This window comes from Halobellus sp. GM3, assembly GCF_052545375.1.
The window spans coordinates 117,794-142,750 of the sequence record NZ_JBQWLT010000001.1 but is presented as its reverse complement, the minus strand read 5'-3'; the positions used below and the strand labels follow the sequence as shown (position 1 = coordinate 142,750).

The following is a 24,957-nucleotide window of genomic DNA, read 5'->3' as shown; positions in this document are numbered from 1 at the left end:
CTGTCCGCTCGATCAGGCCTCTTCGGCCTCGGCTTCGGCGTCGGCGTCGGCCTCGGCGTCGCCGCCCTCGATCTTGTTCCGATCGAGCATGTAGTCCTGTTCGATGTCGCGGGCGAACTCGGGGGAGTCGTAGACCTTCGCGTAGCCGACGGTCTTTCGCATTCCGAACTTCGTGTCGAGTTTGTGGACGACGACCTCGGCGGAGTCTTTGTTCAGTTTGGCCGCGAGGCTGTCGCGCACGGAGAGTCGAGAGGGAGTCGCGTCGTCGTGAACGATCTCGAAGCGGACGTCGGCCCGATGTAACATCGGGTTCGTGTCCTCGGAGATGATGTCGATTTCCATGGTTCAGTTGTCCTACCATCCACCCGAAAGGAGTAAAAGGATTTCGAAGAGCCGAACGCGGTGGCGGTACGGGTCGTCGCGGACCGAGTCAGTCGATGGCGCGGTCAGTCGCCGACGTGGTCAGTCGCCGACGTGGTCAGCCGCTGACGCGGTCAGTCGCCGACGTGGTCAGTCGCCGACGTGGTCAGCCGCTGGCGTCGAGCGCGTCGAGGACACAGGCGGCGTCGCCGTCCATCCGCTCGATCAGCGAGCGCATCTCCGCCTTCGCGGCGTCGGTCACGTCGATGCGAACCATCCCCTCGTCGGGCTGGCCGTAGACGACGGTCGCACCGAGCGGCGCGAGCAGGACCGCCGGCAGCGCCGCGAGGTCCTCCTCGCCGTCGACGACGACCGTGACGGGGTCCTCGTCGTCGAGGGAGTCTGCGAGCGCCGCACACAGCGGTTCCGAGAGCGCGCCCGGCGGGTTCTCCACGTCGCGGCGGCGCTCGGGATCGGCGAGCGCCTCGCTGATCTCGGCGCCGACGGCCTCGCGCTTCGTCCGTCCGTCGACGACGGCGACGGCCGGGACGTGACCGGCCTCGCGGAGGTGGTACGTGACGACGTCGCCGACGGCGATCACGGGGTGGCCGGCGTCGGCGAGCAGCGCCGCTGCGTCGGTGTAGACGGGGCCGAACGGGTCTTTGAACGCGCCGCGGAGGTCCTCGGGGAGCGTGAGCATCGACCCGTCAGCGGACCTTCAGCGCGTAGCCGCCCGGTTCGTTGACGTTCATCTCGGCGGCGATTTCGGAGTGCTCGGGGTGCGTGATGACGACGTAGCCCGCCCAGTCCTCGGTGAGGCTGCTCGAGCCGCAGTTCTCACACGCCTGCGCGTCGCCGTGGTTGATGTAGTGACACTCCCGGCAGGCGAGACGGGACTCAGCCATCTATTCGCCCTCCGCCTCCGTCGTGGCGGTCCCCGCCTGTCGGTCCGCCTCGAGCCAGCCGTGTTTGCCGAGCCCCGGCTGTTTCGCGGTGAGGCCGATCTTCGAGTCGCGCGGGTTGCGCTCGTCGATGCTCTTCGTGACCACGCGGACGCGGACGGAGTCGCCGACGCTCAGCGTCCGGTTCGATTCCGTCGACGCCAGCTGCTGGTTCTCGCCGTCGTACGCGAGGAACTCGTCGGAGATCTGCGAGACGTGCAACAGCCCGTCGACGGGGCCGATCCCGACGAACGCGCCGAACTCGACGACCTCGACGACCTCGCCGTCGACGACCTCCTGCATCGACGGGTCGAAGGTGATCGCGTCGAACTCCGCCTCGTAGTACACGCCGGCGCGGCCGGGGAGCACCGTCCCCTCGCCGATGTCGTGAACGTCGACGACGCTGACGACGCTGCCGACGTCTTCGTCCATCCGTCCCTCGAGTTTGTCCTGCAGGAGCCGCTTGACCCGCTGTGGCGTCACGTCCGCGAGGTGCGTTGGCGGCACCTCGACTGTGTCTTTGAGTCGTACCCGTTTGTACATGCGTTATGGTTCTGTTATTTGCAATGTGTTTCGGCCCCTTAAACCGATTACGCGAATACCGCGTTCGAGCAACCGGTCGCGGAGCGGCCTGTCGTTGGTGAGGACGTAGCCGCCCTCCTGCGCTGCGAGTTCGACCACCGCGTCGTCGGCGTAGGAGACCCCGGTTTCGACGATCCGACAGCGCGAGACGAGGTCGCGTCCGACGCTCGCGGCCGTCGCCTCGACGCCGTTTCCGGCCTCGCTGAGCTTCTCTAACTCGGCGACGACCGCACGCGGGGTGACCAGATCGGCGTCCGCGCCGACGAGGCGGTCGAGCTCCTCGAAGACCCGGACGTCGAGTTCCACCGGCATCATCAGCGCGTTCGTATCGAGTATCACCGTGGTCATCTCCCTCGTCTCCGTGTTCCGGCGTCAGTTCCTCGCGCCCGGGCTGTCGTCCGGTCTCGTCACCGCCGCGATCACTGCAGCGTTCCGATCCCGATGAGCCGCCACCGCGCGCCGACCCGGCGGTTGATGGCGATCTTCGCGCCCGAGGCGGCGCAGACGGGGCGTTTCAGCGACACCTCGGCCTCGCCCGAGCGAGCGCTCGTGACCGCGCCGACGGTCGTGGCGGTCCCGACGGTGAGCATCAGCGGCTCGCCGGTCGAGATCTCCTCGATCTCGCCCTCGTCCTCGCCGACGATCCGGTCGAGCAGTTCGACGCCCATCGTGAACTCCTCGCGCGTCGGCGGCAGCGTGCCCGGTTCGCCGGCGATTTGACCGGCGAGCGCGTCGCCCTTGGTGAGGCTCGGATCGAGCCCGGTCCCGACGCCGCAGAGGCCGCCGGGGCGGACCTCATCGACCATCTGTCCGCCGGACTGCAGCGATCGGATCTCGGTCGTGATCGGCCGCCACTCCGATTGGCCGCCCTCTTCGACCTCGCGGCCGGGCCGGAGTTCGAGCTCCTCTCCGGTCTCGAGCTTCCCCGACACGACGGACCCGCCGACGACGCCGCCTTTGAGGTCTTCCCACGTCGTCCCCGGGCGGTTGATGTCGAACGACCGCGCGGCGAACAGCCGCGGCGACTCCGACTCGTCGCGCTCGGGCGTCGGGATCTCCCGCTCGATCGCGTCGATGAGGAGGTCGATGTTCACTTCCTGCTGGGCGCTGACGGGGACGATCGGCGCGTCCTCGGCGACGGTGCCCTCGACGAACGCCTGGATCTGTTCGTGGGACTCGACGGCGCGGTCGCGATCGACCAGATCGATCTTGTTCTGGGCGATGACGATGTTGTCGATGCCGATGATGTCGAGCGCCATCAGGTGCTCTTCGGTCTGTGCCTGCGGGACGTCCTCGGTCGCGCTCACGACGAGGACGGCGCCGTCCATAATGGCCGCGCCCGAGAGCATCGTCGCCATGAGCGTCTCGTGTCCCGGTGCGTCGACGAACGAGACCGTCCGAAGCACCTCGGTCTCCTCGCCGTCCGGTCCCGTCTCCTCGACCGTGTAGCACTCCGGCGGGTCGACGCCGGGAACCTTTCTGAACGTGGCGTCAGCGTAGCCGAGACGGATGGAGATGCCGCGTTTCATCTCCTCGGAGTGCTGATCCGTCCACGAACCGGACAGCGCCTGCACGAGAGTCGTCTTCCCGTGGTCGACGTGCCCGACCAGTCCGATGTTCACCTCCGGTTGCTGTGTTTGTTGTGTCACCATTGACCTCCTAGAGAGTAATCTTGGGTGCAATTCGCCGCGAGCGACTGATAAACTTGCTGTTCTCCGCCCGCGTGGCGCGAATCTGCCGCCCGTCGCACGCCGCGCGATCGCGGACGCGACCCCCCTCTCCGAGAGCGCCGCCCGCGACGGCGCCGGCCTTCACTTCGAGAGCGCGCGTTCGAGGCTCGTCGCGACCGCCCGAGCGTTCTTCGCCGCCGCCTCGGGGACCTCGCCCGCCTCGACCGCCGCGTCGAGTTCGTCGTCGTCGACGCGCTCGACCGTCCCGTCGGGTCGCTTCACGACGTCGACGTGCAGGTCGACGTACCTGATCTCGTCGGGGAAGCACTCGACGGGCGTGCAGACGTTGACGTACGTCCCCCGCGGGTCGCCCTCGGCGCTCCGATAGACCGTGGGGTACCACCAGCGCCCCTCGCGGAACTTCGTCAGCGCGGTGTCGCCCGCCTCCCGCCGGGTCCCGAGCCCGTCGTAGGTGCCGCTCCCAGAGAGCGTCCGCTCGACGGCGACGGTGCCGTCGCCCTCCCAGTCTGTGACCTCGCCGCGGCCGAGCGAGAACGCGCGCCCGTCGGGCTTGCCGTGGCGGATCGCAACGACGTCGCCCTCGACGGGGCCGAACTGCCGCGTCACGACGCCGAAGGGGAACTCGGAGTCGAGGTCGGAGTCGGCCCCGCCGTCGACCGTGCCGAGCGCGCCGTCGCCGCAGAGCGCCTCCGCGAGGTCGACGCCCGCACTCGCCGACTCGCTCGCGGCTTTCGTCCGGTGGTGTCCCGGCATCGTCGCCGTCACCGCGCGCCGCGCGTCGTCGAGCGCGAAGCGGGACTCGCGGCCGAACCATAGCCACTCCCCGGCCGACGGCGCGGCGATCCGAGGGGAAGTCGGTGCTCCCTCGTCCGCGGAGGAGGCGTCTGCGGCATCGAGCGCCGCTGAGAGGGCATCCGACCGCTCGACGGCGCGTTCGAGCGCGTCGCCGAGCGCGTCCATACCGGCGCGCGTCGCGGCGTGAGACCACTCGATCCCCCAGCCGTCGGGGACCGAGACGGAGAGGAGCTCTGTCATCCCCGCGAGCTCGCGCCCCGCGGCGTCGTCTCGGGTATCGACCGCGACGCCGTCGCGCCCGCGGACGAGCGTCGCGAGACCGGCGGCGGCGCGGATGCCGGTGCCGAGCCTCGCCCGCCGGTCGACCCACGGCGGCGCGCTCTCTCGGACCTGCACGCGGACGGTGTCACCGCTTTCGACGTACGCGTCGCACTCGTCGTACGGGAGGAAGCCCTCGGCGTCGCCAGACGCAGTCTGGCTGCCCGCCGAGCAAAGCTCGGCGACGTCGCCGAGATCACAGACCGCGCCGGAGCCGAGCGTCTCCGTCACTGCCGCGTCGAACACGGCACCGGGCGGCGTCGGATCCCGCCACCGAAACGCGTCTCTGGCGACGTCGACGAGGACCGCAGCGGCGGACTCAGCGGCGTCGACGTCGCCGTGGACGCCGACGCCTTGGCGGTCTCGCGTCGTCGCGACCGTCGCCTCGTGGTGGCCGTCGCCGAAGTCCGCGTCGAACCGCTCGCGGATCGGCTCGGACGCCTGTACGACCTCGTGTCCGGCGTCGAGGAGCAGGCGAGTCGCCGCGGTCGCGTAGATCCCGCGGACGCGAACGCGCGTCCCCGAAGCGTCGGAGGCGGCGTCGGCTTCCGCGTCGCTCATCGCCTCGTCACCGCCGCGGCGGTCATCGCAGATCGGCCTCGTCGCGGGCGAACCGAACGCGGTCGTTTACGGTCGGCCCCAGCGTGAGCTCCACGACGTCGTCCGAGAGCACGCGTCCGTCCTCGACTGGGACGCCCCACGTGTCGAAGCGGAGATACCCGCGGAGGTCACCGCCGTGCGTGAAGAGGTCGACGAACTCGACCGCGTGCTCGTTGATGCCGCCGCTGCTGTGGGCCATCTCCATGTCCGAGTAGACGACGTCGCACTCGAAGAACGCGCGGAGGCGCTCGGCGTCCTCGGCGACGGACTCGGAGACGAGCTCTGAGGCCGCCCGGATCTGTTCGCCGTCGAGGCCGACGTCGCGGAGAGCGTGCTGTGTGCGCTGATCGAAGTGCATCGGTACGCGGCGCTACGGCGGGGCGGCTTTTGAATCCCGGCAGTCGGTCTCGGTCGGTCCCCGTCACACTCGGCCGAAGACCTTAGGCGACCGCGCGAGTACCTCTCGGCGATGAGGGAACGCCGGGACCCGATCGAAGAGGCGGCGGACGATTCGATGGATCTCTACGACGTGGCGACGTGGGACGTGCGGACGCCGCTCGACAGGATTTCCGCCATCATCTGGCGGATCGTCCACGGATCGGCGCGCCTAGCGGTGGTGCTTCTCGCGTTCATCCTCCTCCTCGGGATCGGCGGGCTCGCAGCGCTGACGGATCCGCAGATCGGGCTCCTCACGGCGCTCTCTGCGATCCCCGCGATCGGGCTGGCGGCGTACGTCTACTCGACGGACGTGACGTCGAGTGAACCGCTGTCACTGCTGGTGGGGACGTTCCTCCTCGGCGTGCTGACTGCGAACTTCGCCGCCGTCCTCAACACCGTCCTCCGGCCGTATTTCGGCGGACTCGGGTTCCTCGGAACGGTCCTCTTTTTCTTCGTCGTCGTCGGACCCGTCGAGGAGACGGTGAAGCTGCTGGCCGTGCGCCTGTACGCCTACACCGACGATCGCTTCGACGCCGTCCTCGATGGCGCGGTCTACGGCGCGATGGCCGGTCTCGGCTTCGCCGTCATCGAAAACGCGCTCTACATCACCCGCCAACTGCCCGAGCAGGGGGTCAATCTCGACCTCGGCCTCGGCCTCATCGGCGTCGGCGGCGGCATCACCGCCATCAGGGCGCTCGCCGGCCCGGGACACGTCATCTACTCCGCCATCGCCGGCTACTACCTCGGCCTCGCGAAGTTCAACCCCGGCAAGCGCGGCCCGATCGTGATCAAGGGACTGATTCTCGCCGCGCTGGTCCACGCCACGTACAACGCGACCGTCGGAATCGGCTCCGCGATCATCGCGGCCGTGACCGGGCTGGGCGGACTCGCTGCGTTCCTGATCTACGTCCTGATCTACGACGGTATCTTCGGACTCTACCTCCTCCGGAAGATCCAGAAATACCGCGACAGCTATCACCAGGCCCACAGGCCCGCGTCGGACGGTTCCGAGTTCGACTCGGAGATGACCGAGTTCGAGTGAGAAGTCAACGGCGGGGAGTCGCCGTCACTCCCTGTTGTTGGCGTCTCGCCCGTCGACGGCGTCTCGTTCTTTAACGGCGTCACTCCCCGACGACGGCGTCCCGGTAGCCCGACACCAGCTGTTCGACGTACTTCGCGACGACGTCGACCTCGAGGTGAATCGGGTCGCCGACCGACTTCTCCGAGAGCGTCGTGAGCTCGTATGTCGTCGGGATGATCGCAACGGCGAAGCGGTCCTCGCGGCGGTCGGCGACGGTGAGGCTGATCCCGTCGAGCGCGACAGAGCCCTTCTCGACGACGTAGCGCGCCACCTCCGGGGGAAGGGCGAACTCGAAGAACCAGTCGTCGCCGACGCGCTCGACCGCCAGCACCTCGCCCGTCGTGTCGACGTGCCCCTGCACGAGGTGGCCGTCGAACCGCCCGTCGGCGGCGAGCGCGCGTTCGAGGTTGACGCGGTCGCCCGCGCCGACCGAGCCGAGGTAGGTCTTCTCGACCGTCTCCGCCGCGAGGAAGACCTCGAACCACGGGTCTGCCCCCGTCCGGAACTCCTCGACGGTCAGGCAGACGCCGCTGACGGCGATCGACTGGCCGTGATGGAGGTCCGCGAAGGCGTCCGTCCCCGCGCTTCCCGCGTCGTCTGCGGCGTTAGGTCCGGCTGCGTCGGTGTCGGGGCGAATGCGAATTCGTCGCCCCCCCTCGTCGTCAGTCGTCTCGACGACGGTTCCCGTCGCCTCGACGATCCCGGTGAACATACGCGTTCGTTCCGTCGCGGAGCCGAAAAGCGTCCCGAAACCGGAATCGAGGCCGATCGGTACCGGTCCCGTCCGGTCGAGACGCGTGAGGCCGTCGCAGGAGCCGTCACACCGACGACCGCGATGCTTTTAGGTCGCAGTCGCCGAGGGGAAACGATGCGACTCGGGATCGCCGGAACGATCCAACTGGCCGCGACGCTCGTCTTCGCCGGGCCGGTCGGGATCTTCGGGCTCACGCGACTGCTGGAGGGACAGACGGTCATCGGCGGCGGACTCTTCGCGGTCGCCGTCGCGATGGTCCTCCTCCCGCAGTACCTCACGACGCCGGCCGACGTCCCGATGGCGCTCGGCGAGCGCGTCGTCGGCGCGGTCGTGAAGACGCCCGACGAGGACGAAGACTCCCCGTGAGACCGGGGGCAACCACTCCGAAAGTAAGACCCAGAGAGCGACAGCGGCGGCGCTTACGAACGCTCGCGGGTCAGATCGAAAAGTCGGCTCACTCCCGCGGCGCGTACGACCGCGAATCCGCTCCCAGGCGCTCGTATCCGGCATCGGTGACCGCGACGAGTTCGCCGAGGCGAACGGATCCGGCCGCGGGGTCGGCCACGCTCGGCGCGACGGCGACGACCGCCCCCGCTCGGAGCGCGGCGTCCGATCCGCGGAGTGTCGAGTCCGATCTGGTGTGCGCCAGTGGAGGCTCCCGCGGCGACAGCCCGACGCCGTGGAAGACGGCGTCCGGTACGTCGTGGGCGCCGGCGGCGACGCGGTCGTCGGCAGCGGCGTCAGCGTCCGCGCCGTCGGAGCCGTCCGAAGCCCCGCCGACGCCGGAATCGAACCCGAACGCCGCCAGCTCGGCGCGCGCCTCGCGGGCGACCGCGGCAGGAGTCACACCGGATTCAATCGCCCCGAGCGCGGCGTCGAGCGCCGCTTCGACGGCGACGTAGGCTCGCCGCACCCAGCCCCCGTCGCCGTCGACGACGACCGTCCGCGAGAGCGCGCCGTGGTAGCCGTGCGGCCCCCGCGGCGCGACGTCGACGCGGATCGGGTCGCCCGCTCGGATCTGACCGCTCTCCGGGGCCGAATCTCCCTCCGGCGCGTCACGCGAGCGGTTCGCGTCGCGCGGCCGACACGTGCTGCCCCTCCCACCGGCCACGACGACCGTGTTTCCCGCGTTCCGGACGCCGCGCGCGGCCAACTCGGCGTCGACCTCGCGGCGAAGGCGTTCGGCCGTGAGCGGCGCGTTCTGCCAGCGGAGACCGGGCGTTGTCCCGCCGGCGGCGTCGTCCGCGGGAGCACGCGCTGGCTCCGCGGCGGCGAGCACGCGCTCGGCGCGTCTCGCGCCCGCCTCGGCGGCGCGCTGGACGGCGTGGATCGCCTCGATCTCCTCGCTCGTCTTCGTGGCTCGCGCGTCGCCGACGGCCGTAGTCGACCGCAGGTCGTAGCCGGCGTTCTCGAGATACAGGGCGGCGTCGTGCGGGATCGTGGGCGGGACGAGAATCGTCGGGGCGTCGGCGGCGTCGTCCCCGGCGGTGTCGGCGTCGGCGGCGTCGTCCCCGGCGGTGTCGGCAGCGGCCGAGTCGCACCCGTCCGCCCCGCCGACGGCCGCGTCGAGGACCGCCCCCGCGCGCTGACCGGCGGGATCGGCGGCGCGCCCGGTCGCGACGCGGCCGTCGAACTGTCGGGCGGCGCGCCCGGCGAAGCCGCGGGGCGCACAGAGCACGTCCCGTGTCCCCGTGTCAGACCCCGCGGGCGTTCGGACGTACGCGTACTCCCGCTCGGGACCCTCGAACCGCGTCAGGTACCGGAGGTCGGCGTCGAATCGACCGCCGACGGCGACGAAGCCGACCGCGTCAGCCTCGGTGACGGCGGCGTCGAGAAACGATCGGTCGGGGGCGGGGGCGCGCGGGGGGTCCGGCGTCACTGTGGATGAGTGGAGATTCGGCTCACGCGTCCGGTTCGGGCGCCGGCACCTCGCCTTCCTGCGCCGCGTCGAGCAGTTCCTCGACGGTCTCGTCGCGGATCTCGTTGTGCAGCAGGACGCTCACCGGGAGCGTCGGCGCGCCGCTGACGAGGTTCTCGAGGAGGACGAGGCGCTCGCGGGCGCGGGACATCCCGACGTAGAACACCCGGCGCTCGTTGTCGGTGAGGATCGGCACGGGGTCGGTCGTGGAGGTGAACTCCTCGACGCCGGGGACGGCCTCGTCCTCGACGGAGGCGGCCATCTGCTCGACGACCTTCTCGGTCAGGTCGGTCGCGACGAAGACGTGGTCGGCCTCGCGGCCCTTCGCGGAGTGGATCGTGCCGATGCGGACGCGGTTGGGGTCCATCCCCTTGTACTCCCCGGAGAAGTACGCCTCGACGGACTTCCGCTGGAACGAGGTGACCTTCCGGAGCATGTCGCCCGCGGCGTCGCCGTCGGGGACGAACGGCGCGAACTCCGTGATCACGTCCGGGTGCACCGAGAGGTCCGTCAGGTCTTCGACGCCGGCGTCCTCCTGCAGTTCGTCGATGCGATCGAACAGCTCGTCGCGCTCGTTCGCGCCGAACGCCGAGTCCTGCAGCATATCCGCGAGCCGACGCGCTTGGAGGCCGTCGAGGTGCTCCTCGCGCTCTAAGCGTTCGATGGCGCGGACGTACTGCGTCAGCCGGTCGGTCCACATCCGCTGGTCGGTGAGCGCCGAGAAGGGCATCCCCAGCGGGAGGAACTCGTCGATGAACTGGAACAGCTGATAGCGGGCGCGGAACAGGACCATCAGGGTCTCGTCGTCCTCGCCCTGTTCGATCGTGTAGCGGACGTTCCGGGCGAGATCCAGCATCGAGGGGGACTCGATCCCCTCGACGACGCCGCCCTCCTTGCGCGGCCGGAGGTCCTTCTCCTGGCGCTTGTCGATGTGGCGGATCTCCTGGTTCACGACGTTGAGGACGCGCGAGGGGAGCCGATAGGAGTTCGGCAGGACGACGTCCTCCTCGCGGTCGGCGTCGAGGAGCAGATTGGGGTCTGCGCCCTGCCACGCGTAGACGACCTGGTCGTCGTCGCCGGCGATGAGCACGCGCTCCATGTGCGGCTTCCACTCCTCGTAGACCTCGTACTGCAGGGTCGTGATGTCCTGAAACTCGTCGATGACGAGGTAGTCGACGTGCGGGACGAGCGAGCGCTGTTTCACCCGCTCGAGCATGTCCGCGAAGCCGGTGAGGCCGTGTTCGCCCTTGTAGGCGCGCCACGCCCGGATGACCTCCGGGACGTCGATCCGGTCGTCGTCGGAGGGCCACGTCGGCGTGTACTTGTTGCCCTCCTGGGCGTTCGGGTCGATCTCCGGCGGGAGGCGGACCTCCTCGACGTTCCACTGGAAGGGGACGTCGTACCAGTCGGCGACGTCGCGGCGGGTCCGCTGGAGCCACTGGCTCGTCGCGATGATCTTGTTGCCGATCGTCGTCGAGCGGGCCGTCCGCCGGCCCGCGCCGCCGTACTCGTCTTCGAACTCGATGCCGTAGTCCTCGCAGAACTCCTTTTTGTCCTTCTCGCCGACGACGTCGCCGCGGGAGAGATCCAGCAGTTCGTACGCCTTCGCGTGCATCGTGGCCACGTTGCCCTTCAGCGCGCGCGGAGAGACGTCGCGTCGCTCCGCGAGACGCTCTCGAACCTCCGCGGCGGCCGCCCGCGTGTACGAGACGACGAGGATGTCGCGGATCGTCACGTCCTCCCGTTCGAGGAGTTCGTCGACCCGATCAAGCAGTGCCGTCGTCTTCCCGCTTCCGGGGCCACCGAACAACCGGGTGACCGTCGCGTCGGAGTCGCTCATTGAACGCGTTCAGGGGCTTGTGCGTGATAAACTACGTGTTTCGGGCGTGTCTCGGGACGCCGACGGACTGGCCGGCGACCCGCGGGCGCGCCTGAGTCGGCGAGAAACCGCTGCCGTACTCGATGACGGACGAAAAACGCTCACGGCGACCGTCTGTCCCCCGCTACGCCCGCGGGTCCCATCCACAGACGGCACAGTCGCTGGCGGTCGAGTCGTGGAGCGCACCGCACTCCGGGCACTGCTTTTTGTTATACGAGGTCTCCCAGTCTACCGTCTCGACCTCGTGACCGCGGTCGTCGAGGAACTGGTCGAACAGCGCATCGTCGGAAGTCGGTGCTGACGACATACGGACTGTGGTATGGCTTACCATCACTTAGTCTTATTGCCCAGTTCCTGTCGGGAGAGAATCGAAGAGGCGCGTCGGGCTCGCTAGACCGAATCGAGGTCGTAGAGCGCGCCGTACTTCGCCGTCACGTACTCGAGGAACGCGTCGGCGGTGAACGGCTCGCCGGTGGCGGCCTCGACGAGGTCGTTGGTCTCATAGCGGGCGCCGTGGCGGTGGACGCGCTCGGTCAGCCACTCGTGCAGCGCGTCGAAGTCCCCCGCGGCGACGTCCCGGTCTAGGTCCGCGATATCGGCGTCGGCGGCGTGATACAGCTGCGCGGCCATCGCGGAGCCGAGCGAGTACGTCGGGAAGTACCCGAAGTTGCCGTGGCTCCAGTGGATGTCCTGGAGGCAGCCCGCCGCGTCGGTTTCGGGGCGGACACCGAGGTACGCCTCGTATTTGTCGTTCCAGACCGCGGGCACGTCGTCGACGTCGAGGTCCCCCGCGATCAGCGCGCGCTCGATCTCGAAGCGGACGAGGATGTGGAGGTGGTAGGTGAGCTCGTCGGCCTCGGTGCGGATCAGGTTGTCCTCGTACACCTGATTGGCCGCCTCGTAGGCCTCCCGCGGCGTCACGTCGGCGGCCTTCGGGAACTGCTCGACGAGCGTCGGCAGGAAGTGCTCCCAGAACGCCGCCGAGCGGCCGACGTGGTTCTCCCAGAGGCGCGACTGCGACTCGTGGACCGAGAGGTCTCGGTCCTCTCCGAGCGGCGTCCCGTAGTGTTCGTCCGGCAGGCCGAGGGTGTACGTCGCGTGCCCGAACTCGTGGACCGTCGAGAGCAGCGAACCGAGCGGGTCCGACTCGTCGAAGCGGGTCGTCACCCGCGCGTCGAACGTCGTCCCCGTCGAGAACGGGTGCGGCGCGGTGTCGAGCCGCCCGCGCTCCCACGGGTACCCCAGCGTCGAGAGGACGTCGCGGCACAGCGCCTCCTGTTCGTCGGCCGCGTACGTCCCGAGCGACGTGAACGCGTCCGTCGCGAGGTCGGTCTCGGAGGCCCTGATCTCATCGATCATCGGCACCAGCGTCTCACGCATCGCCGTCAGGATGTCCTCCGCGCGATCCAGCGAGAGGCACGGCTCGAAGTCCTCGAAGAGCACCTCGTAGGGGTCGCGGTCGGGGTCGACGTGCTCGGCGTACTCCCGCTTGAGTTCGACGTGTTCCCGCAGGTAGGGCGCGAACGTCTCGAAGTCGTCCTCGGCTTTCGCCTCCTTCCACGCCGGCAGCGCCTCCGAAGCGGTCGTCGATATCTCCTCGATCAGCTCGGTGGGGACGGCCGCGGCGCGCTCGTGTTTCCGGCGGATCTCCCTGACGGCCGCCGACTGCGCATCAGTGAGGTCGGCGGCGGTGCCGGACCCCGTCCGGCCGCCCGCCGAGCCCCGCTCGGCGCCGTCGAGTTCCGCGAGCGCGTCGGACACCGCGTCGTCGGCGAGCAGATCGTGCGAGAGCGACGAGAGCGTCGAGAGCTGCTGCGCGCGAGCGGGCGTCCCGCCCTCGGGCATCATCACCTGCTGGTCCCACGAGAGGACGCCGCTCGCGTTGCGGACGTTCGCCACGCGGCGGTACTCCTCGAGGAGCCGCGCGTAGGGCGCTGGCGGCGCCCCCGATTCGTCTCCGGCGTCGCGGTCGGACGTGCCTGTCGTCATCGTCGTACTCGTGGGTGCGAACGGGTATCAAGCCGGCGTTCCGGTCGTCAGTCGGGAGGTTTCCAAAGGTCTTTGCCTCTCGCGCCGCTAGCCCGGTTCGATGGACGACGCCGTGCGGGTCCGTGACGCCGCGCACGAGGCAATCGACGATGTGGAGCCCGACCGGCTCCGCGAGGTCCTGTCCGATCGCCTCTCCGATGCGCCGATGACACCGGCCGTGTTGGCGCTGGTGAGCGCTCGCGCCCCCGACACCGGAGTAGAGACGGACACCGACGGGCTCATAGAGCGCGCCGCGGGCGTGCAACTGATCTACGAGGGGCTTCGGCTCACCCGCTCGCTCGCGCGCGAGGAGCCGTGGACGCGGCTCGCCGACGGCGACGCCGCCGGTGACACCGCCGAGCGGGGCTCCGCGGGCAGCCGGACGAAGTCCGACGACAACGGGACTCCAAAGGAGTCCCGAGCAGCCGGCAAAGCCGGCGACATCGACGCCGATCTGGACGTCATCGCCGCCGACATCCTCGTCTCGCGCGGCTTCTATCTGCTCGCGCGGACCGACGCCGCCGCCCGCGCGGTCGACGTCGTCCGCGCCTTCGGCCGCGATCAGACGCTCGGCCGACGCGACGGCGCGGACGTCGAGGCGCTCGACCGCAACCTCGAGGCGGACGTCTTCGCGCTCGCGGTCGTGGCCGGGATGACGGCCGTCGGCGCGACGCCCTCGCCAGCGCTGCTCGAGTACGCGGCCGAACTGGGTCGCGACTGCGACGCCGACGGCCGCCTCCAGCCGGCCGATGCAGCCTTCTCGGAGAAGACCGCCGAGCGCATCGCGTCGCTGTCGGCGGTCGGGGGCGGCGCGAACGACCGCGTTCCCTCCTCGGCGACCGATTCGTGAGGTCGTAGCGAGCGCGTCGCGGCTCGCCGTTCGACGGACGGAGCGCCCACGAATCGAAACGCCTAAAGACGAATCCGGGCTACGGAGAAACGCGCCTGGGTAGCTTAGCGGTAAAGCGCGTCCTTGGTAAGGACGAGACCCCGGGTTCAAATCCCGGCCTAGGCTCTTTCTGTCGTACACGCCTTGTACGCACACTTTTCGGGCTACACTCGTCTGAACGAAACCCGTTCAAGATTCGCTTCTCTCGCTAAACAGGGCATCCCTCGCCGTGTTGCGATTCGGGGAAGTGTCAGGACACACAAACCAATTCACAGACTGCGGTGGGGTAGACCCGAAATCGACCGGGTGCGCGTCCCCCTCAAGCGACACCACGGATTTCGCTAATCAACGCTCACAGAGAAATGACTGAATCTTAGTCAGGAATGTGATAGAACGCCCTCGATGTGGCTATTCACGACGAGTACGCGGTGAGTGATGTCCCGCCGAAACGACTATTGGTAAGACTAGCGTATTACATCTATATGTCCGAAGCAGCCACAAACGACGACGGCGGGGACGACATCGCCACGGTGAATTTCAAACTCACCGAGTCGTTCCTCGAACAGATAGACGATACGTGGCAGGGGCGCGGGTTCAACAGCCGGAGCGAGTTCATCCGGTACACGCTTCGGGACGCCGTCGAGTTCCCGACGTTCGACCGCGACGAACTCGTCGCCCTGCTCGAAGCCGAGGAGGACATCCGCGAGGGACGAACGACGAGCGCCGAGGAAGCCCGCGAGCGGTTCGGCACGAGCGATGAGTGACGACGGGTGGACGTGGGAACTCTCCTCGACCGCCGAAGACGACCTCGACGGACTCTCCCCCGCCGACCAAGACCGGATACTCGACAAGCTCGATGAAATCATCTCCTCGCCGTGGCGCGACCCACCCGACTACGGTGAACCGCTCCAGAACAGTCCGTACAAGAAGGTACGCATCGGGGAGTTCCGGCTCTCCGTGAGCTTCCGGCAGGACGACGGGCGGCTCGTCGTCGCACGTATCAAGCGTCGAGGCGGCGCGTACACCGCTGACGACGACTAAATAGTTGGATATACGCCGGCAGATATTTCTCAACACCTGACTGACATTCTCGATATGGTTCCCCGTGTCGATGAGGTGAAAGCGAGATGAGTCTCCTAACCGCTTACAACGGTCTGTTGATTCGAGTCGGCCTGTACTTGCTTGTATTTTGGCCGACTGTCGGCTACTACGTGTATTCCGATTCGGCGAAACGGGGATTCTCCAATCCGCAACTCCGTGGCGTCGCTTTGGGATTCTTGGGCATCCTCGGATTGCTTATGCATTTGTCCATCGTCCAACGACAGGACTGAGTTATTCCATTGTGTTCCGCCCGACTCGATGAAGGAAGTCATTCAGCTGAACCACTCGAACCCCACACGATTCTGATGTGCCAAGTAGGGCAACGCTTACCCGAACACGTTATTTATAGTAGTGTTTGCAGGTCTTCGCTCATCTGATCGCACGACTGCGTGCGATTGAATGCGCAATCAGTTGCAAACGCTACGATACTAACGCCGACCGGCGGCGATATGGGCGAACTCCGTAGCGCGCTCTGATTCGGTGCGTTCTCCGAAATCGGTTTGGTCCGCTCGGATCGTCTCCCCCGGTACGCCCTCGGGGTTCAAAACGAGCGGGTCGGGATCCCAACCCACCAGTACGAGCGGCGAAAGAGCGGTACCTACTGATACATACCGACCTGTATCCCTCATATAAACGGCTATGATTTGACTTTTAGACTGTGCTCCCGTATGGAACCCGAGACCGGGTCAGAGAGCGGAATATCTAGACGAACGACGCTCCGACAGACAGGCGCTGCGCTGGGCATCGGGACGCTCGCGAGTATCGCAGGGTGTATGGGTGACAGTACGGGGCGACAGGCGGCGGAATTTTCGCCCGTCGCAGACGAGCTGACCGTCTGGCACGCGATGGGAGGCACCAACGGGGAAACGCTCGACAAGATCGGCTCCGATTTCGAGTCCGAGACCGGGGTCCCCGTCAATATGGAGTTTCAGGACACCTACGAGAACGTTCTGACGAGTACGCTCGCCGGCTTCGACTCCGGGAGCGTCTCCGATATGCTGCAGGTCGACAGTCTGTTCGCCCAGCAGGTGCTCGACACCGGCCAGATCGAGCCGGTCGAAAACATCCTGCCGGAGGACTTCGACACCGATGAGTTCCTAGACAACGTCGCGGAGTTCTTCACTGTCGACGGTCAGCTGGCGTCGCTGCCGTTCAACAACTCGAACGCGATTATGTACATCAACCGCGACGCGTTCGCGGAGGCGGGGCTCGATCCCGACTCGCCGCCGCGGACGCTCGCCGAGGTGCGGAGCGCCTCGGAGGCGCTCGTCGAGCAGGACGTCACGCAGTTCGGAATCTGCTGGCCGAACCACGTCTGGTTCGTCGAAACGTGGTACTCCTTCGAGGGGGAGCTCCTGACCGACGCCGAAAACGGTCACGACGGCGACCCGTCGGAACTCCGAACCCCCGACGCGATCTACGACCTCTACGATTGGTGGAAGGGGATGGCCGACGATGAACTGTACACCAACCCCGGCATCGAGGCATGGGGCGAGGCGACGTCGCTGTTCGTTGAGGGGGAATCGGCGATGCTCCTCACGAGCACCGCGTCCGTCGCGGGGCTGATCGCCGACTCCGAAGATTTCACGGTCGACGCGGCCCCGTACCCGAGTATCAGCGAGACGCGGGTCGGTCCGGTCATCGGTGGCGCGTCGTTTTACGTTCCCTCGGGGCTGCCGGACGACCGCTACGAGGACATCGGGAAACTGCTCGAGTATATGGCCGACCCCGAGGTCCAGACGGAGTGGCATAAGGGGTCCGGGTATTATCCCATCACGGAGAGCTCCGTCGAGTCGCTCGAACAGGAGGGGTGGTTCGAGGAGAATCCGATGTACAGCGTGGCACTCGAGCAACTGCGGAACGGCGATGCCGACGACCCGGCGACGAAGCGGGCGCTTCTCGGCCCGGCCCGCGACGTCCAGACGACCATCCAAGACCACTCAGTCGACATCATCAACGCCGACGACATCGGTTCCGAGATCGACGCGATGAAATCCGCAGTCGACGAGATCCTGGGCGAGTACTACGGTTAAGAGGGGGACGATCGAGCACTATGTCTACCCGAGAGATATTCGACGGACGCCTGCAGGCGATCCTGCTACTCCTCCCCACGATCGCCGTCTCCGTCGTGTTCCTGTACTATCCCACGGGGCTCGCGGTTCGGACCAGCTTCTTCGACTCGCGGTTCGGCCGGGGGGAGGCGTTCGTCGGCCTAGAGAACTACTATTCCCTGCTGACGGACCCGTCGTACCACTCGAGCGTGTTGCTGTCGGTGCTCTTCGCCGCGCTTGTCGTCGTGGGCGTGATGGCGTTTTCGCTGTACGTGACCTTCCTCGTTCACGAGGTCGACCGCGGACAGAGCGCCTATCTGCTCGCCGCGATCTGGCCGTACGCACTGCCGCCCACGGTCGCCGCGTTGGTGTTCCTCTTCATTGTTCACCCGACGCTGGGCGTTCTCACCGGACCGCTAGAGGCACTCGGCCTCGAACTGGATTGGTTCAACAACGGGCGGCAGGCGTTCGTCGTCGTCCTCTTGGCGGCGATCTGGAAGCAGATCGGCTACAACGTGATCTTTATGGTCGCATCGATGAACACGATACCCGACGCACTCTCGGAAACCGCCGAACTCGACGGCGTCAGTCGACTTCGGCGCCTGCTGTGGATCTACGTCCCGATCATGACGCCGACGCTGTTCTTCCTCGTCATCATCAACACGATCTACGCGTTCTTCAGTACGTTCGCGTTCGTCGACCTGCTAACGAGCGGCGGCCCCTCGAACGCGACGAACATCCTGATTTTCGACCTCTACCGCGAGGCGTTCTCCTTCTTCAACTTCGGGATGGCCTCCACAAAGTCGGTGCTGTTGTTCCTCGTCGTCGGGGTGTTGATGTACGTCCAGTTCCGGTTGACCGACGAGTACGCGCACTACGGGGCCTGAAACCATGAACGCATTGCAACGCGCGAAGCGACGGGTCGACGCCGTGCGACGGAACGGCGCAAAAGCGATCGATACCGGAACCGACGGGGGCGTTCACGTCCAGCTCTTGGCGCTCGTTTTTCTCATCGTGTTTCCCATCGTCGTCGCCGCCGCCGTGAGTACGAAACCGCAGGGCATCGTGACGAACCTCGGGGATCTGCTCCCGGGAACGCACGCGGTCGAGAATTACCGCGAGGCACTCGTCGATTACGGCTTCGGCCGGTTTATGTGGAACTCGCTGCTGATGTCGGTCATTGTCGTCGTCGGTAAGCTGATCATCTCGCTGCTCGCGGCGATGGCGATTGTCTACTACCGGGTCCCCTACAAGAACCTCGTGTTCCTGTTCATCCTGTTCACGTTGATGCTCCCCGTTCCCGTCCGATTCGTCCCGCTCTTCAGGCTGATCAGCGACTTGGGGTGGGGAAACGGACTCCTCGCGATTACCGTACCGTACCTCGCCAGCGCGACGACCGTGTTCATCCTCCGACAGCACTTTCTCTCGATTCCGAGTTCAGTCGTCGAGACCGCGAAGTTAGACGGCGTCGGACCGGCGAAGTTCATGGTTCACGTGCTGATTCCGATGTCGAAAGGCGTGTTAATCGGCGTCTCGATCATTATGTTCGTTTACGCGTGGAACCAGTATCTCTGGCCGCTCGTGATCATCGACTCCGAGGCCAATCAGGTCGCACAAGTCGGTCTGAGCCTGCTTCAGGGCGACGTCCAAGGGGGGCAGCTCTCTTGGTCGCTAGTGATGGCCGGGTCGATGCTGACGCTGCTTCCGCCGCTGGCCCTGATGATCGCCTTCCGGAAACCGCTTCTCGAAACGTTCACGATCCAACAAAAATAGACAGATGACGACACTACAGCTACAGGACCTGAAGAAATCGTTCGACGACGTCGTGGCCGTGAAGGGCCTCGATCTCGTCGTCGAGGACGGGGAGTTCCTCGTCATCGTCGGTCCGTCGGGCTGCGGAAAGAGCACGACGCTCCGATTGCTTGCCGGGCTCGAACGGGCGACTGACGGGCGAATCTTGATGGACGGCCGCGACGTCACCGCAGTAGAGCCGGAGGAGCGTAACGTGGCAATGGTGTTCCAAAACTACGCGCTGTACCCTCATATGACGGGACGGCGGAACATCACCTTCGGACTGCGGTCCGCCGGCGATTTCACCGACGAGGAAATCGAACAGCGCCTCGAGCAGGCCGCAGAGACACTCGACATCACGGATCTGCTGGATCGAAAGCCGAAGGCGATGTCGGGCGGGGAGCGCCAGCGCGTCGCCCTCGGGCGGGCGATCGTGCGAGACCCCGACGCGTTCCTGCTGGACGAACCGCTCTCGAACCTAGACGCGAAGCTCCGGATCCAGATGCGGGCCGAACTGACCAAGCTCCACGACCAACTCGGCACGACGACCGTCTACGTCACGCACGACCAGACGGAGGCGATGACGCTCGGTGAGCGCGTCGTCGTGATGCGAGACGGGCGGATTATGCAGGTCGCCCCGCCGCAGGAGCTGTATGACTCCCCCGCGAACCGGTTCGTCGCGGAGTTCATCGGTGACCCGGCGATGAATATGCTCGACGTTGGCCTCGACGGCGGCCGGGCGGTCCACGATGCGTTCTCGATCCCGCTTCCGGTCGGCGAACGGGGCGGTCCCGGGGAACGGCCCGGCTCCGGTCGACCGTTTGGCGGGCGGAGATCCGCTGTCCTCGGTATTCGCCCGGAAGACCTCTCACTGACGGATCGGGCGGCAGATCCCGCCGTGGAACCGTTCCCTGCCACGGTCGAGGTCACGGAACCGCTCGGGGACAGCCTGCTCGCTCACTGCTCGGTTGGCGGTTCGGTCGTCAAGATCCAAGCGGCGCCGCGGACCGACGTCCGGCCGGGTGACGAGATCGAAGTCGCGTACGATCCCGCGCGGCTCCACCTCTTCGACCCCGAAACCGGTAAGGCGTTCTACCACGCCGAGGGCGCGCTCGCTGCCCCCGCCGAGGTCAATCGGGTCGGGGGCGACTGATGACGGCGGTCAGCTCCCGCCGACCGGGGGACGTCCCCGCGGAACAGCGATGACGGACTCGAGGAGCGACGGGGTGCGGATCAGCGCTCACCGTGGGTGCGCCGGTCAGTACCCCGAGAACACCTTTCGAGCGGTCGAGCTGTCGGCCCCACACGTCGACGAGATCGAAGTCGACGTGCGGCGCTGCGGATCGGGGGAGCTTGTGGTCTTTCACGACGAGCGATTGGACCGTTTGACGGGCAGAAGCGGGGCCGTCTCCGAGGTGGAGTACCGGACGCTTCGGGAACTCGACATCCTCAACTCCGCTGAACCGATTCCTCGACTGTCGGCCGTTCTCGAGGCAGTTCCGGCTGACACCCGCGTCAACTTGGAGCTCAAGGAGCCCGGGATCGCGGTCGACGCGCTACCGGCCGCGAACGAGGTCGAAAACGAGGTCCGGTTCTCGTCGTTTCTCCCGACCGCCCTCCGCGAGGTACGCGATGCCGATCCGACCGCCGATATCGCCCTCATCACCGCCTCGGACGCCGAGCGAGCGGTCGAAACTGCGACGACGCTCGGCTGCAGCGCCGTCCATCCGAGCCAAGAGCTAGTCCTCGACACCGGAGTCGTCCAATCGGCACACGAGATGGACCTCTCCGTCTACGCTTGGACGGTTGCCGACGAGACCGCGGCAGCAGAACTCATCGCGTCCGGGGCGGACGGACTCATCGTCGACAGGTGGGACGTCGTCTAGGGAGAGTACATAGCGGTCAGAGCGCTATCGTCCCCCCAATACGTCTATTATAAGCCTTTACGCGGTCTGCCGACCCGACTCCGGGTATGGCGGCCGTAACCGCGCCGGATGTGGGCGACTCGAAGCGCGTTCTCGACGCCGTTCGAGCCTGCGTTCGAACGGAACGCCGCTACGTGACCGACGAGCGGGAGGCGTTCGAAGCCTTTGCCGACCGGGTGGACGCCGTCGAGCCGACCGCGGCCGCGCCGTCTGCGGGCGCGGCACAGCTTCGCAGTATCGAACGGACGCCGGGACTGGACCGGGTTCGCGACGCGTACGAGTCGACTGTGATGGACGTTCCACACTACGTCCACGAGTACGGCGACACCTACGAGGAGAGCGTGACCGAGGAGTTCGGCCCGGAGATCGGATATCTCCTGACAGCGGGGGACCACCTCGGCGAGCAACTCAAGCGGGCGCTGCTGTCGAAGGCACGGGAGTGCTGCTCCGAGCGCGAGGGACTGCTCCGGACGCTCGACATCGAATCCGAGTCGATCAGTGCGGTGGAGCAGGCAATCGATCCGATCCGCAGGGAGCTTCGCGATTTCGATCCGGAGGTGTCCCCGCGATGGAGCTACGGCGCGCTCGAAGCGGAATGGAACCGACTGAACACGCTCTCCGGTAAGTGCGAGGGGATCTCGATCGACCGGCAGGAGGCGATAATACGGCAGCGGCGCGAGTTCAACATTCCGACGGCCGCGCCCGACATTCCAACGTATCTCTATCACGAGTTCGAGGAGCGATACCCGATCCTGTCGCTGATCGTCTCGCTGGACGAAACCGTCCGGACGTACCGCACCGATCGAGAGCGCGCGCTCTCCCGAGGTGGATGAGTACTCAGTGGCAAAGGCTACTCTCGGGAGCGACCGATGCGGTGGATGAACCCCCCGGGCTGTTCGCGGCGTACGCCTGCCCCTGTGTGGTCGACGGAACGGGTTGGAGGGGGTCGTCGACAGCGTCCGACGGCGTTCCCGTCACTGCTGTTCGCCGGCGTGTTCACCCCGTTCGGACGCGGGAGGCCCCTCGCTAACGGACCCGTTCAGCAGCCTCGGGAGCGCCGTGTTCGCGAACGTCAGTCCCACCACGAGCAGGATCGGCGCGAAGAAGAGCCCGTAGAACCCGAGCACGACCGGGCCGAGCGTGTAGGCCAACATCAACAGTCCGACGTGGGTCTCCTCGCCGCTGAGCAGCGGTCTGAGCACCAGATCCGGGATCGTGTCGACGACGACGACCGCGACGACGACGAGGCCGGCGATGTACGCCAGGTTCGTCGGGTCGCCGCCGAGGACGATCGGCAGCGCGCTGATGATCACCAGCGGGACGTAGACGATCTTCATCCCGACGACGGGGATCAGACTCGCGATGCCGGTGAGTGCACCAGCGAGGGCGGGGTACGGGACCTCCGCCGGCGCGGGCACGAACGCGTTGTACGCGCTGAACGATCCGATCGCGATCAGCGAGATGGCGAGCACGTTCAGCAGGTTACCGAACAGGACCGCCTCGAGTTCCTTGTCGACAGCTTCGAGGTACTCGCGGATGATCGCCTCATCGTCGAATCTGAGGAGCCACCGGCTGATTCGGTGCCCGTCGATCAGCAGGTAGTAGGTGACGATGACGACGATGAACACGTTCAAGAAGAACTCCGAGACCAGCGTCGTCAGGAAGGTGGCGTGCTCGGTCGCGAAGTCGATAAACGGCGCCAGATCGCCCGACTGGTACGCGTCGTAGAGCCCTTGGACCGTGAACTCCGGAATCTCCGTGATGCCGCCGAACCACTCGAAGTTGTCGTTGGCGACGCTGACGAGAGCGTACTCCTCGATGAACTGCCGCGCTTCGACCACCATGAGCACCGTCGCATAGCTCACCAAGAAGATGAGCGGAACCGCGAGCGAGGCCATCACGATCGCGGCGCGGATCCTCGCCGGGAGACGGAAGCGGCTGAGCGCCTGATGGTACCGGCGCGTCGAGTAGTACAGGAAGACCGAAACCGTCAGCGGGGCGATGAACTCGAAGGCGAGGGCGGCGATGGCGACGGAAACGAGGATACCGAACAGGGCGACGGCGAATCGGTTACCGTTCATACAGCCGACGCTTCGCGTATCGAACCTAAAAACGTAACCGACGGCGGCCCGTGAGATGACAGTCACCGAGCGGAGACGACAACAGTCCGCGTCAGATCGCCGATCGACAGTTCACGCACAGAGGACCATCGACGCTGTCCAGCGGAACAGTCACACCGCACCGACGACATCGGAACCGAGTGTGCGCGTATTCGGTGTGTGGCGGCACTGGAGATTGTTTGTCATCTTCACCCATATGAGGTATCAAACGGGCGTCGATATAAAATATTTTTGGACAGATAAGTATATATACCTAATATAATTCGCCTAGTCGGGGATATCTATAGTAGCGTTTGCAACTGAGTGCGCATTCGATCGCACGCAGTCGTGCGATCAGATGCGCGAAGACTTGCAAACGCTACTATAACCGAAGGCATTGACTGTCGAGAGCGTCGCCTATTCGAGAGCATTGACCATCGACGAAATCGACTGTCCGAGAGCGTCCGCGACCCAGCCGTCGAGAAACCGCGATGCCGCCGGCTCTTACGATACGTCCACCGACCGAAGCGCGGCCGTTCCGGTAGTGCGACCGATCTAGGCCGCCCGGCGTTCCTTCGACTTGGGTCGAAGGTTCTTGTAGCCGCACTTGCGGCACTGCGTCGCGCGTTTCGGGTTGCGCGCGTTACAGCGCATACAGATCTGCTTCTCGAGCGTTCGGTTCACGGCGGCTTCGTTCTTGGGCATACCCCTCGGTTCCGGACGTGGAAGTATAACGCTTGCGAGACGAGAGAACGGGAGCGCGGGACGGGGGGCTCGTACGTGGACGGAGGTGCTCCCGAGAGGGCCGTGGGCCGCCCGGTCAGGCGTCGGCTGGCTGCGCGGCCCGCTGGAGCGCGGACTCGATGTCCTCGCGCTGGGTGAAGCCCACAAAGCGGTCGACGATGCCGTCGTCGGTCTCGACGACGACCGTCGGCAGCGATCGGACCTGATACTGATTCGCGACGTCCTGTGCGTCGTCGACGTCGATCTTCTGGAACTCGACGTCGCCGTAGTCGCTTTCGAGGTCCTCCAAAATGGGATCCTGCTTCTTGCATGGCCCGCACCAGTCGGCGTAGAAATCGAGTACTCGAACGGTCATCGTGTGCGTAGCCACCTTGCGCGGGACGGCGCATAAGCGTTTCCACGGCGGCGAAGCCGCGCTCTCGGGAGGGTCACCGAACGTCCGTCGACAGTATGAGGATTTTTGCCGTCGCACGTCGCAGGTGCGTGTATGACCGCACGCCGACCGCTGTCAGTCGACCTCGTACTCGTCCCGGTTGACGCGAGCGACGAGTCGGCAGACGCGGTAGCGCACGCCGCCGCGATCGCCGCCGAGTACGACGCCACGGTGCACGTCGTCCACGTCCTCGCCGAGGACGTCGTCGAGGCGATCGAGAACGGAGAGGTCGACGACGCACAGGTCGCCGCCGACAGCGAAGCCATCACCGAGACCGCCGAGGAGATCGCGGCCGCCAACGACGTGTCGGTCTCGACGTCGGTCGCCTACGGCTTCTCGACGAAGATGAAACTCAGACACCCGGGGAGCGTCGTGCTCGACACCGCGGAGGAACTCGAAGCCGACTTCCTCGTCGTCCCGCGGGAACCCGTCTCGGGCGACCCCGGCGAGATTCTCGCGAAGGCCGCAGAGTACGTGCTCCTGTACGCGAGCCAGCCGGTACTCTCCGTGTAGGCGGGCGACCGACACCCGCTCCGGTC

At 66.6% G+C, this 24,957-nt stretch carries 28 protein-coding genes and 1 tRNA gene; 13 read left to right on the top strand and 16 right to left on the bottom strand.

Going from position 1 to position 24,957, the window contains the following annotated elements:
• Positions 1-12 precede the first annotated feature (12 nt).
• The 8 genes from ACT3HL_RS00735 to ACT3HL_RS00700 form a co-directional block, all read right to left on the bottom strand.
• On the bottom strand, positions 13-342 hold the full coding sequence (locus ACT3HL_RS00735; RefSeq protein ID WP_445084893.1) for a 30S ribosomal protein S24e: 330 nt from the start codon (positions 340-342) through the stop codon (positions 13-15).
• Between the two features lie 184 nt (positions 343-526).
• Entirely contained in the window at positions 527-1,060 is a 534-nt protein-coding gene (locus ACT3HL_RS00730) for a DUF359 domain-containing protein (protein ID WP_445084892.1), read from the bottom strand.
• Between the two features lie 7 nt (positions 1,061-1,067).
• A complete protein-coding gene (gene spt4, locus ACT3HL_RS00725) occupies positions 1,068-1,265 on the bottom strand; it encodes a transcription elongation factor subunit Spt4 (RefSeq protein ID WP_445084891.1) in 198 nt (65 codons plus the stop codon).
• A complete protein-coding gene (locus ACT3HL_RS00720) occupies positions 1,266-1,844 on the bottom strand; it encodes a DNA-directed RNA polymerase (RefSeq protein WP_445084890.1) in 579 nt (192 codons plus the stop codon).
• A 3-nt stretch (positions 1,845-1,847) separates the two neighbouring features.
• On the bottom strand, positions 1,848-2,231 hold the full coding sequence (locus tag ACT3HL_RS00715) for a DUF188 domain-containing protein (protein WP_445084889.1): 384 nt from the start codon (positions 2,229-2,231) through the stop codon (positions 1,848-1,850).
• Positions 2,232-2,302: 71 nt separating this feature from the next.
• A complete protein-coding gene (locus tag ACT3HL_RS00710; RefSeq protein WP_445085271.1) occupies positions 2,303-3,532 on the bottom strand; it encodes a translation initiation factor IF-2 subunit gamma in 1,230 nt (409 codons plus the stop codon).
• Between the two features lie 162 nt (positions 3,533-3,694).
• Positions 3,695-5,248, bottom strand: coding sequence for a DUF402 domain-containing protein (locus ACT3HL_RS00705; RefSeq protein ID WP_445084888.1), 1,554 nt, complete (start codon positions 5,246-5,248; stop codon positions 3,695-3,697).
• A gap of 22 nt (positions 5,249-5,270) precedes the next feature.
• Positions 5,271-5,645, bottom strand: a complete 375-nt coding sequence (locus tag ACT3HL_RS00700; RefSeq protein ID WP_445084887.1) for a DUF7532 family protein — start codon at positions 5,643-5,645, stop codon at positions 5,271-5,273.
• A 111-nt stretch (positions 5,646-5,756) separates the two neighbouring features.
• Here ACT3HL_RS00700 and ACT3HL_RS00695 point away from each other — a divergent pair, with 111 nt between their 5' ends.
• Entirely contained in the window at positions 5,757-6,767 is a 1,011-nt protein-coding gene (locus tag ACT3HL_RS00695; protein WP_445084886.1) for a PrsW family glutamic-type intramembrane protease, read from the top strand.
• 79 nt (positions 6,768-6,846) lie between these two features.
• On the opposite strand, the gene ACT3HL_RS00690 is transcribed toward ACT3HL_RS00695, so the two are convergent.
• Positions 6,847-7,518 (bottom strand): riboflavin synthase, encoded by a 672-nt coding sequence (locus tag ACT3HL_RS00690; protein WP_445084885.1) that lies wholly within the window; start codon positions 7,516-7,518, stop codon positions 6,847-6,849.
• A 156-nt stretch (positions 7,519-7,674) separates the two neighbouring features.
• Between ACT3HL_RS00690 and ACT3HL_RS00685 the strand changes: the two genes are divergently transcribed.
• Positions 7,675-7,926 carry a DUF7533 family protein gene (locus ACT3HL_RS00685; protein ID WP_445084884.1) on the top strand — a complete coding sequence of 84 codons (252 nt, stop codon included), beginning with the start codon at positions 7,675-7,677 and terminating at the stop codon, positions 7,924-7,926.
• Between the two features lie 88 nt (positions 7,927-8,014).
• Here ACT3HL_RS00685 and ACT3HL_RS00680 read toward each other — a convergent pair whose 3' ends face one another.
• The 4 genes from ACT3HL_RS00680 to ACT3HL_RS00665 form a co-directional block, all read right to left on the bottom strand.
• Positions 8,015-9,439: a M24 family metallopeptidase gene (locus tag ACT3HL_RS00680; protein ID WP_445084883.1), complete on the bottom strand. Its 1,425-nt coding sequence runs from the start codon at positions 9,437-9,439 to the stop codon at positions 8,015-8,017.
• Between the two features lie 22 nt (positions 9,440-9,461).
• On the bottom strand, positions 9,462-11,318 hold the full coding sequence (locus ACT3HL_RS00675) for a UvrD-helicase domain-containing protein (protein WP_445084882.1): 1,857 nt from the start codon (positions 11,316-11,318) through the stop codon (positions 9,462-9,464).
• A gap of 163 nt (positions 11,319-11,481) precedes the next feature.
• Positions 11,482-11,664, bottom strand: a complete 183-nt coding sequence (locus tag ACT3HL_RS00670) for an HVO_0416 family zinc finger protein (protein ID WP_445084881.1) — start codon at positions 11,662-11,664, stop codon at positions 11,482-11,484.
• An 83-nt stretch (positions 11,665-11,747) separates the two neighbouring features.
• A complete protein-coding gene (locus ACT3HL_RS00665) occupies positions 11,748-13,346 on the bottom strand; it encodes a carboxypeptidase M32 (protein ID WP_445084880.1) in 1,599 nt (532 codons plus the stop codon).
• A 100-nt stretch (positions 13,347-13,446) separates the two neighbouring features.
• On the opposite strand from ACT3HL_RS00665, the gene ACT3HL_RS00660 reads away from it, so the two are divergent.
• The 10 genes from ACT3HL_RS00660 to ACT3HL_RS00615 all read left to right on the top strand — a co-directional run bounded on the left by ACT3HL_RS00660 (position 13,447) and on the right by ACT3HL_RS00615 (position 21,975).
• Positions 13,447-14,235 (top strand): DUF7114 family protein, encoded by a 789-nt coding sequence (locus ACT3HL_RS00660; RefSeq protein ID WP_445084879.1) that lies wholly within the window; start codon positions 13,447-13,449, stop codon positions 14,233-14,235.
• A 93-nt stretch (positions 14,236-14,328) separates the two neighbouring features.
• A tRNA-Thr gene (locus ACT3HL_RS00655) sits at positions 14,329-14,400 on the top strand.
• A 356-nt stretch (positions 14,401-14,756) separates the two neighbouring features.
• A complete protein-coding gene (locus ACT3HL_RS00650) occupies positions 14,757-15,038 on the top strand; it encodes a ribbon-helix-helix domain-containing protein (RefSeq protein WP_008307424.1) in 282 nt (93 codons plus the stop codon).
• A complete protein-coding gene (locus ACT3HL_RS00645; RefSeq protein WP_445084878.1) occupies positions 15,031-15,315 on the top strand; it encodes a type II toxin-antitoxin system RelE family toxin in 285 nt (94 codons plus the stop codon). Before ACT3HL_RS00650 ends, ACT3HL_RS00645 begins: the two co-directional genes overlap by 8 nt.
• 905 nt (positions 15,316-16,220) lie before the next feature.
• On the top strand, positions 16,221-17,408 hold the full coding sequence (locus tag ACT3HL_RS00640) for an extracellular solute-binding protein (protein WP_445085270.1): 1,188 nt from the start codon (positions 16,221-16,223) through the stop codon (positions 17,406-17,408).
• Between the two features lie 20 nt (positions 17,409-17,428).
• Entirely contained in the window at positions 17,429-18,313 is an 885-nt protein-coding gene (locus ACT3HL_RS00635) for an ABC transporter permease subunit (RefSeq protein ID WP_445084877.1), read from the top strand.
• 4 nt (positions 18,314-18,317) lie between these two features.
• On the top strand, positions 18,318-19,199 hold the full coding sequence (locus tag ACT3HL_RS00630) for an ABC transporter permease subunit (RefSeq protein ID WP_445084876.1): 882 nt from the start codon (positions 18,318-18,320) through the stop codon (positions 19,197-19,199).
• Between the two features lie 4 nt (positions 19,200-19,203).
• Positions 19,204-20,370 carry a sn-glycerol-3-phosphate ABC transporter ATP-binding protein UgpC gene (locus ACT3HL_RS00625; RefSeq protein WP_445084875.1) on the top strand — a complete coding sequence of 389 codons (1,167 nt, stop codon included), beginning with the start codon at positions 19,204-19,206 and terminating at the stop codon, positions 20,368-20,370.
• Between the two features lie 49 nt (positions 20,371-20,419).
• The gene (locus ACT3HL_RS00620; RefSeq protein ID WP_445084874.1) at positions 20,420-21,103 is read left to right on the top strand and encodes a glycerophosphodiester phosphodiesterase family protein; all 684 of its coding nucleotides are present in this window, start codon (positions 20,420-20,422) and stop codon (positions 21,101-21,103) included.
• Positions 21,104-21,189: 86 nt separating this feature from the next.
• Positions 21,190-21,975 carry a DUF7260 family protein gene (locus ACT3HL_RS00615; RefSeq protein ID WP_445084873.1) on the top strand — a complete coding sequence of 262 codons (786 nt, stop codon included), beginning with the start codon at positions 21,190-21,192 and terminating at the stop codon, positions 21,973-21,975.
• A gap of 141 nt (positions 21,976-22,116) precedes the next feature.
• Here ACT3HL_RS00615 and ACT3HL_RS00610 read toward each other — a convergent pair whose 3' ends face one another.
• The 3 genes from ACT3HL_RS00610 to ACT3HL_RS00600 all read right to left on the bottom strand — a co-directional run bounded on the left by ACT3HL_RS00610 (position 22,117) and on the right by ACT3HL_RS00600 (position 24,355).
• On the bottom strand, positions 22,117-23,223 hold the full coding sequence (locus ACT3HL_RS00610) for an AI-2E family transporter (RefSeq protein ID WP_445084872.1): 1,107 nt from the start codon (positions 23,221-23,223) through the stop codon (positions 22,117-22,119).
• 573 nt (positions 23,224-23,796) lie between these two features.
• Positions 23,797-23,946 carry a 50S ribosomal protein L40e gene (locus ACT3HL_RS00605; protein WP_445084871.1) on the bottom strand — a complete coding sequence of 50 codons (150 nt, stop codon included), beginning with the start codon at positions 23,944-23,946 and terminating at the stop codon, positions 23,797-23,799.
• Between the two features lie 115 nt (positions 23,947-24,061).
• The gene (locus ACT3HL_RS00600; protein WP_445084870.1) at positions 24,062-24,355 is read right to left on the bottom strand and encodes a thioredoxin domain-containing protein; all 294 of its coding nucleotides are present in this window, start codon (positions 24,353-24,355) and stop codon (positions 24,062-24,064) included.
• 117 nt (positions 24,356-24,472) lie between these two features.
• On the opposite strand from ACT3HL_RS00600, the gene ACT3HL_RS00595 reads away from it, so the two are divergent.
• The gene (locus ACT3HL_RS00595; protein ID WP_445084869.1) at positions 24,473-24,931 is read left to right on the top strand and encodes a universal stress protein; all 459 of its coding nucleotides are present in this window, start codon (positions 24,473-24,475) and stop codon (positions 24,929-24,931) included.
• The last annotated feature ends 26 nt before the right edge of the window (positions 24,932-24,957 follow it).

Excerpts from the sequence above, each read along its gene's own strand:
- ACT3HL_RS00735 (WP_445084893.1), bottom strand. The coding sequence starts at position 342 with ATGGAAATCGACATCATCTCCGAGGACACGAACCCGATGTTACATCGG.
- ACT3HL_RS00730 (WP_445084892.1), bottom strand. The coding sequence starts at position 1,060 with ATGCTCACGCTCCCCGAGGACCTCCGCGGCGCGTTCAAAGACCCGTTC.
- spt4 (WP_445084891.1), bottom strand. The coding sequence starts at position 1,265 with ATGGCTGAGTCCCGTCTCGCCTGCCGGGAGTGTCACTACATCAACCAC.
- ACT3HL_RS00720 (WP_445084890.1), bottom strand. The coding sequence starts at position 1,844 with ATGTACAAACGGGTACGACTCAAAGACACAGTCGAGGTGCCGCCAACG.
- ACT3HL_RS00715 (WP_445084889.1), bottom strand. The coding sequence starts at position 2,231 with ATGACCACGGTGATACTCGATACGAACGCGCTGATGATGCCGGTGGAA.
- ACT3HL_RS00705 (WP_445084888.1), bottom strand. The coding sequence starts at position 5,248 with ATGAGCGACGCGGAAGCCGACGCCGCCTCCGACGCTTCGGGGACGCGC.
- ACT3HL_RS00700 (WP_445084887.1), bottom strand. The coding sequence starts at position 5,645 with ATGCACTTCGATCAGCGCACACAGCACGCTCTCCGCGACGTCGGCCTC.
- ACT3HL_RS00695 (WP_445084886.1), top strand. The coding sequence starts at position 5,757 with ATGAGGGAACGCCGGGACCCGATCGAAGAGGCGGCGGACGATTCGATG.
- ACT3HL_RS00690 (WP_445084885.1), bottom strand. The coding sequence starts at position 7,518 with ATGTTCACCGGGATCGTCGAGGCGACGGGAACCGTCGTCGAGACGACT.
- ACT3HL_RS00685 (WP_445084884.1), top strand. The coding sequence starts at position 7,675 with ATGCGACTCGGGATCGCCGGAACGATCCAACTGGCCGCGACGCTCGTC.
- ACT3HL_RS00675 (WP_445084882.1), bottom strand. The coding sequence starts at position 11,318 with ATGAGCGACTCCGACGCGACGGTCACCCGGTTGTTCGGTGGCCCCGGA.
- ACT3HL_RS00670 (WP_445084881.1), bottom strand. The coding sequence starts at position 11,664 with ATGTCGTCAGCACCGACTTCCGACGATGCGCTGTTCGACCAGTTCCTC.
- ACT3HL_RS00665 (WP_445084880.1), bottom strand. The coding sequence starts at position 13,346 with ATGACGACAGGCACGTCCGACCGCGACGCCGGAGACGAATCGGGGGCG.
- ACT3HL_RS00660 (WP_445084879.1), top strand. The coding sequence starts at position 13,447 with ATGGACGACGCCGTGCGGGTCCGTGACGCCGCGCACGAGGCAATCGAC.
- ACT3HL_RS00650 (WP_008307424.1), top strand. The coding sequence starts at position 14,757 with ATGTCCGAAGCAGCCACAAACGACGACGGCGGGGACGACATCGCCACG.
- ACT3HL_RS00645 (WP_445084878.1), top strand. The coding sequence starts at position 15,031 with ATGAGTGACGACGGGTGGACGTGGGAACTCTCCTCGACCGCCGAAGAC.
- ACT3HL_RS00640 (WP_445085270.1), top strand. The coding sequence starts at position 16,221 with ATGGGAGGCACCAACGGGGAAACGCTCGACAAGATCGGCTCCGATTTC.
- ACT3HL_RS00635 (WP_445084877.1), top strand. The coding sequence starts at position 17,429 with ATGTCTACCCGAGAGATATTCGACGGACGCCTGCAGGCGATCCTGCTA.
- ACT3HL_RS00630 (WP_445084876.1), top strand. The coding sequence starts at position 18,318 with ATGAACGCATTGCAACGCGCGAAGCGACGGGTCGACGCCGTGCGACGG.
- ACT3HL_RS00625 (WP_445084875.1), top strand. The coding sequence starts at position 19,204 with ATGACGACACTACAGCTACAGGACCTGAAGAAATCGTTCGACGACGTC.
- ACT3HL_RS00620 (WP_445084874.1), top strand. The coding sequence starts at position 20,420 with ATGACGGACTCGAGGAGCGACGGGGTGCGGATCAGCGCTCACCGTGGG.
- ACT3HL_RS00615 (WP_445084873.1), top strand. The coding sequence starts at position 21,190 with ATGGCGGCCGTAACCGCGCCGGATGTGGGCGACTCGAAGCGCGTTCTC.
- ACT3HL_RS00610 (WP_445084872.1), bottom strand. The coding sequence starts at position 23,223 with ATGAACGGTAACCGATTCGCCGTCGCCCTGTTCGGTATCCTCGTTTCC.
- ACT3HL_RS00605 (WP_445084871.1), bottom strand. The coding sequence starts at position 23,946 with ATGCCCAAGAACGAAGCCGCCGTGAACCGAACGCTCGAGAAGCAGATC.
- ACT3HL_RS00595 (WP_445084869.1), top strand. The coding sequence starts at position 24,473 with ATGACCGCACGCCGACCGCTGTCAGTCGACCTCGTACTCGTCCCGGTT.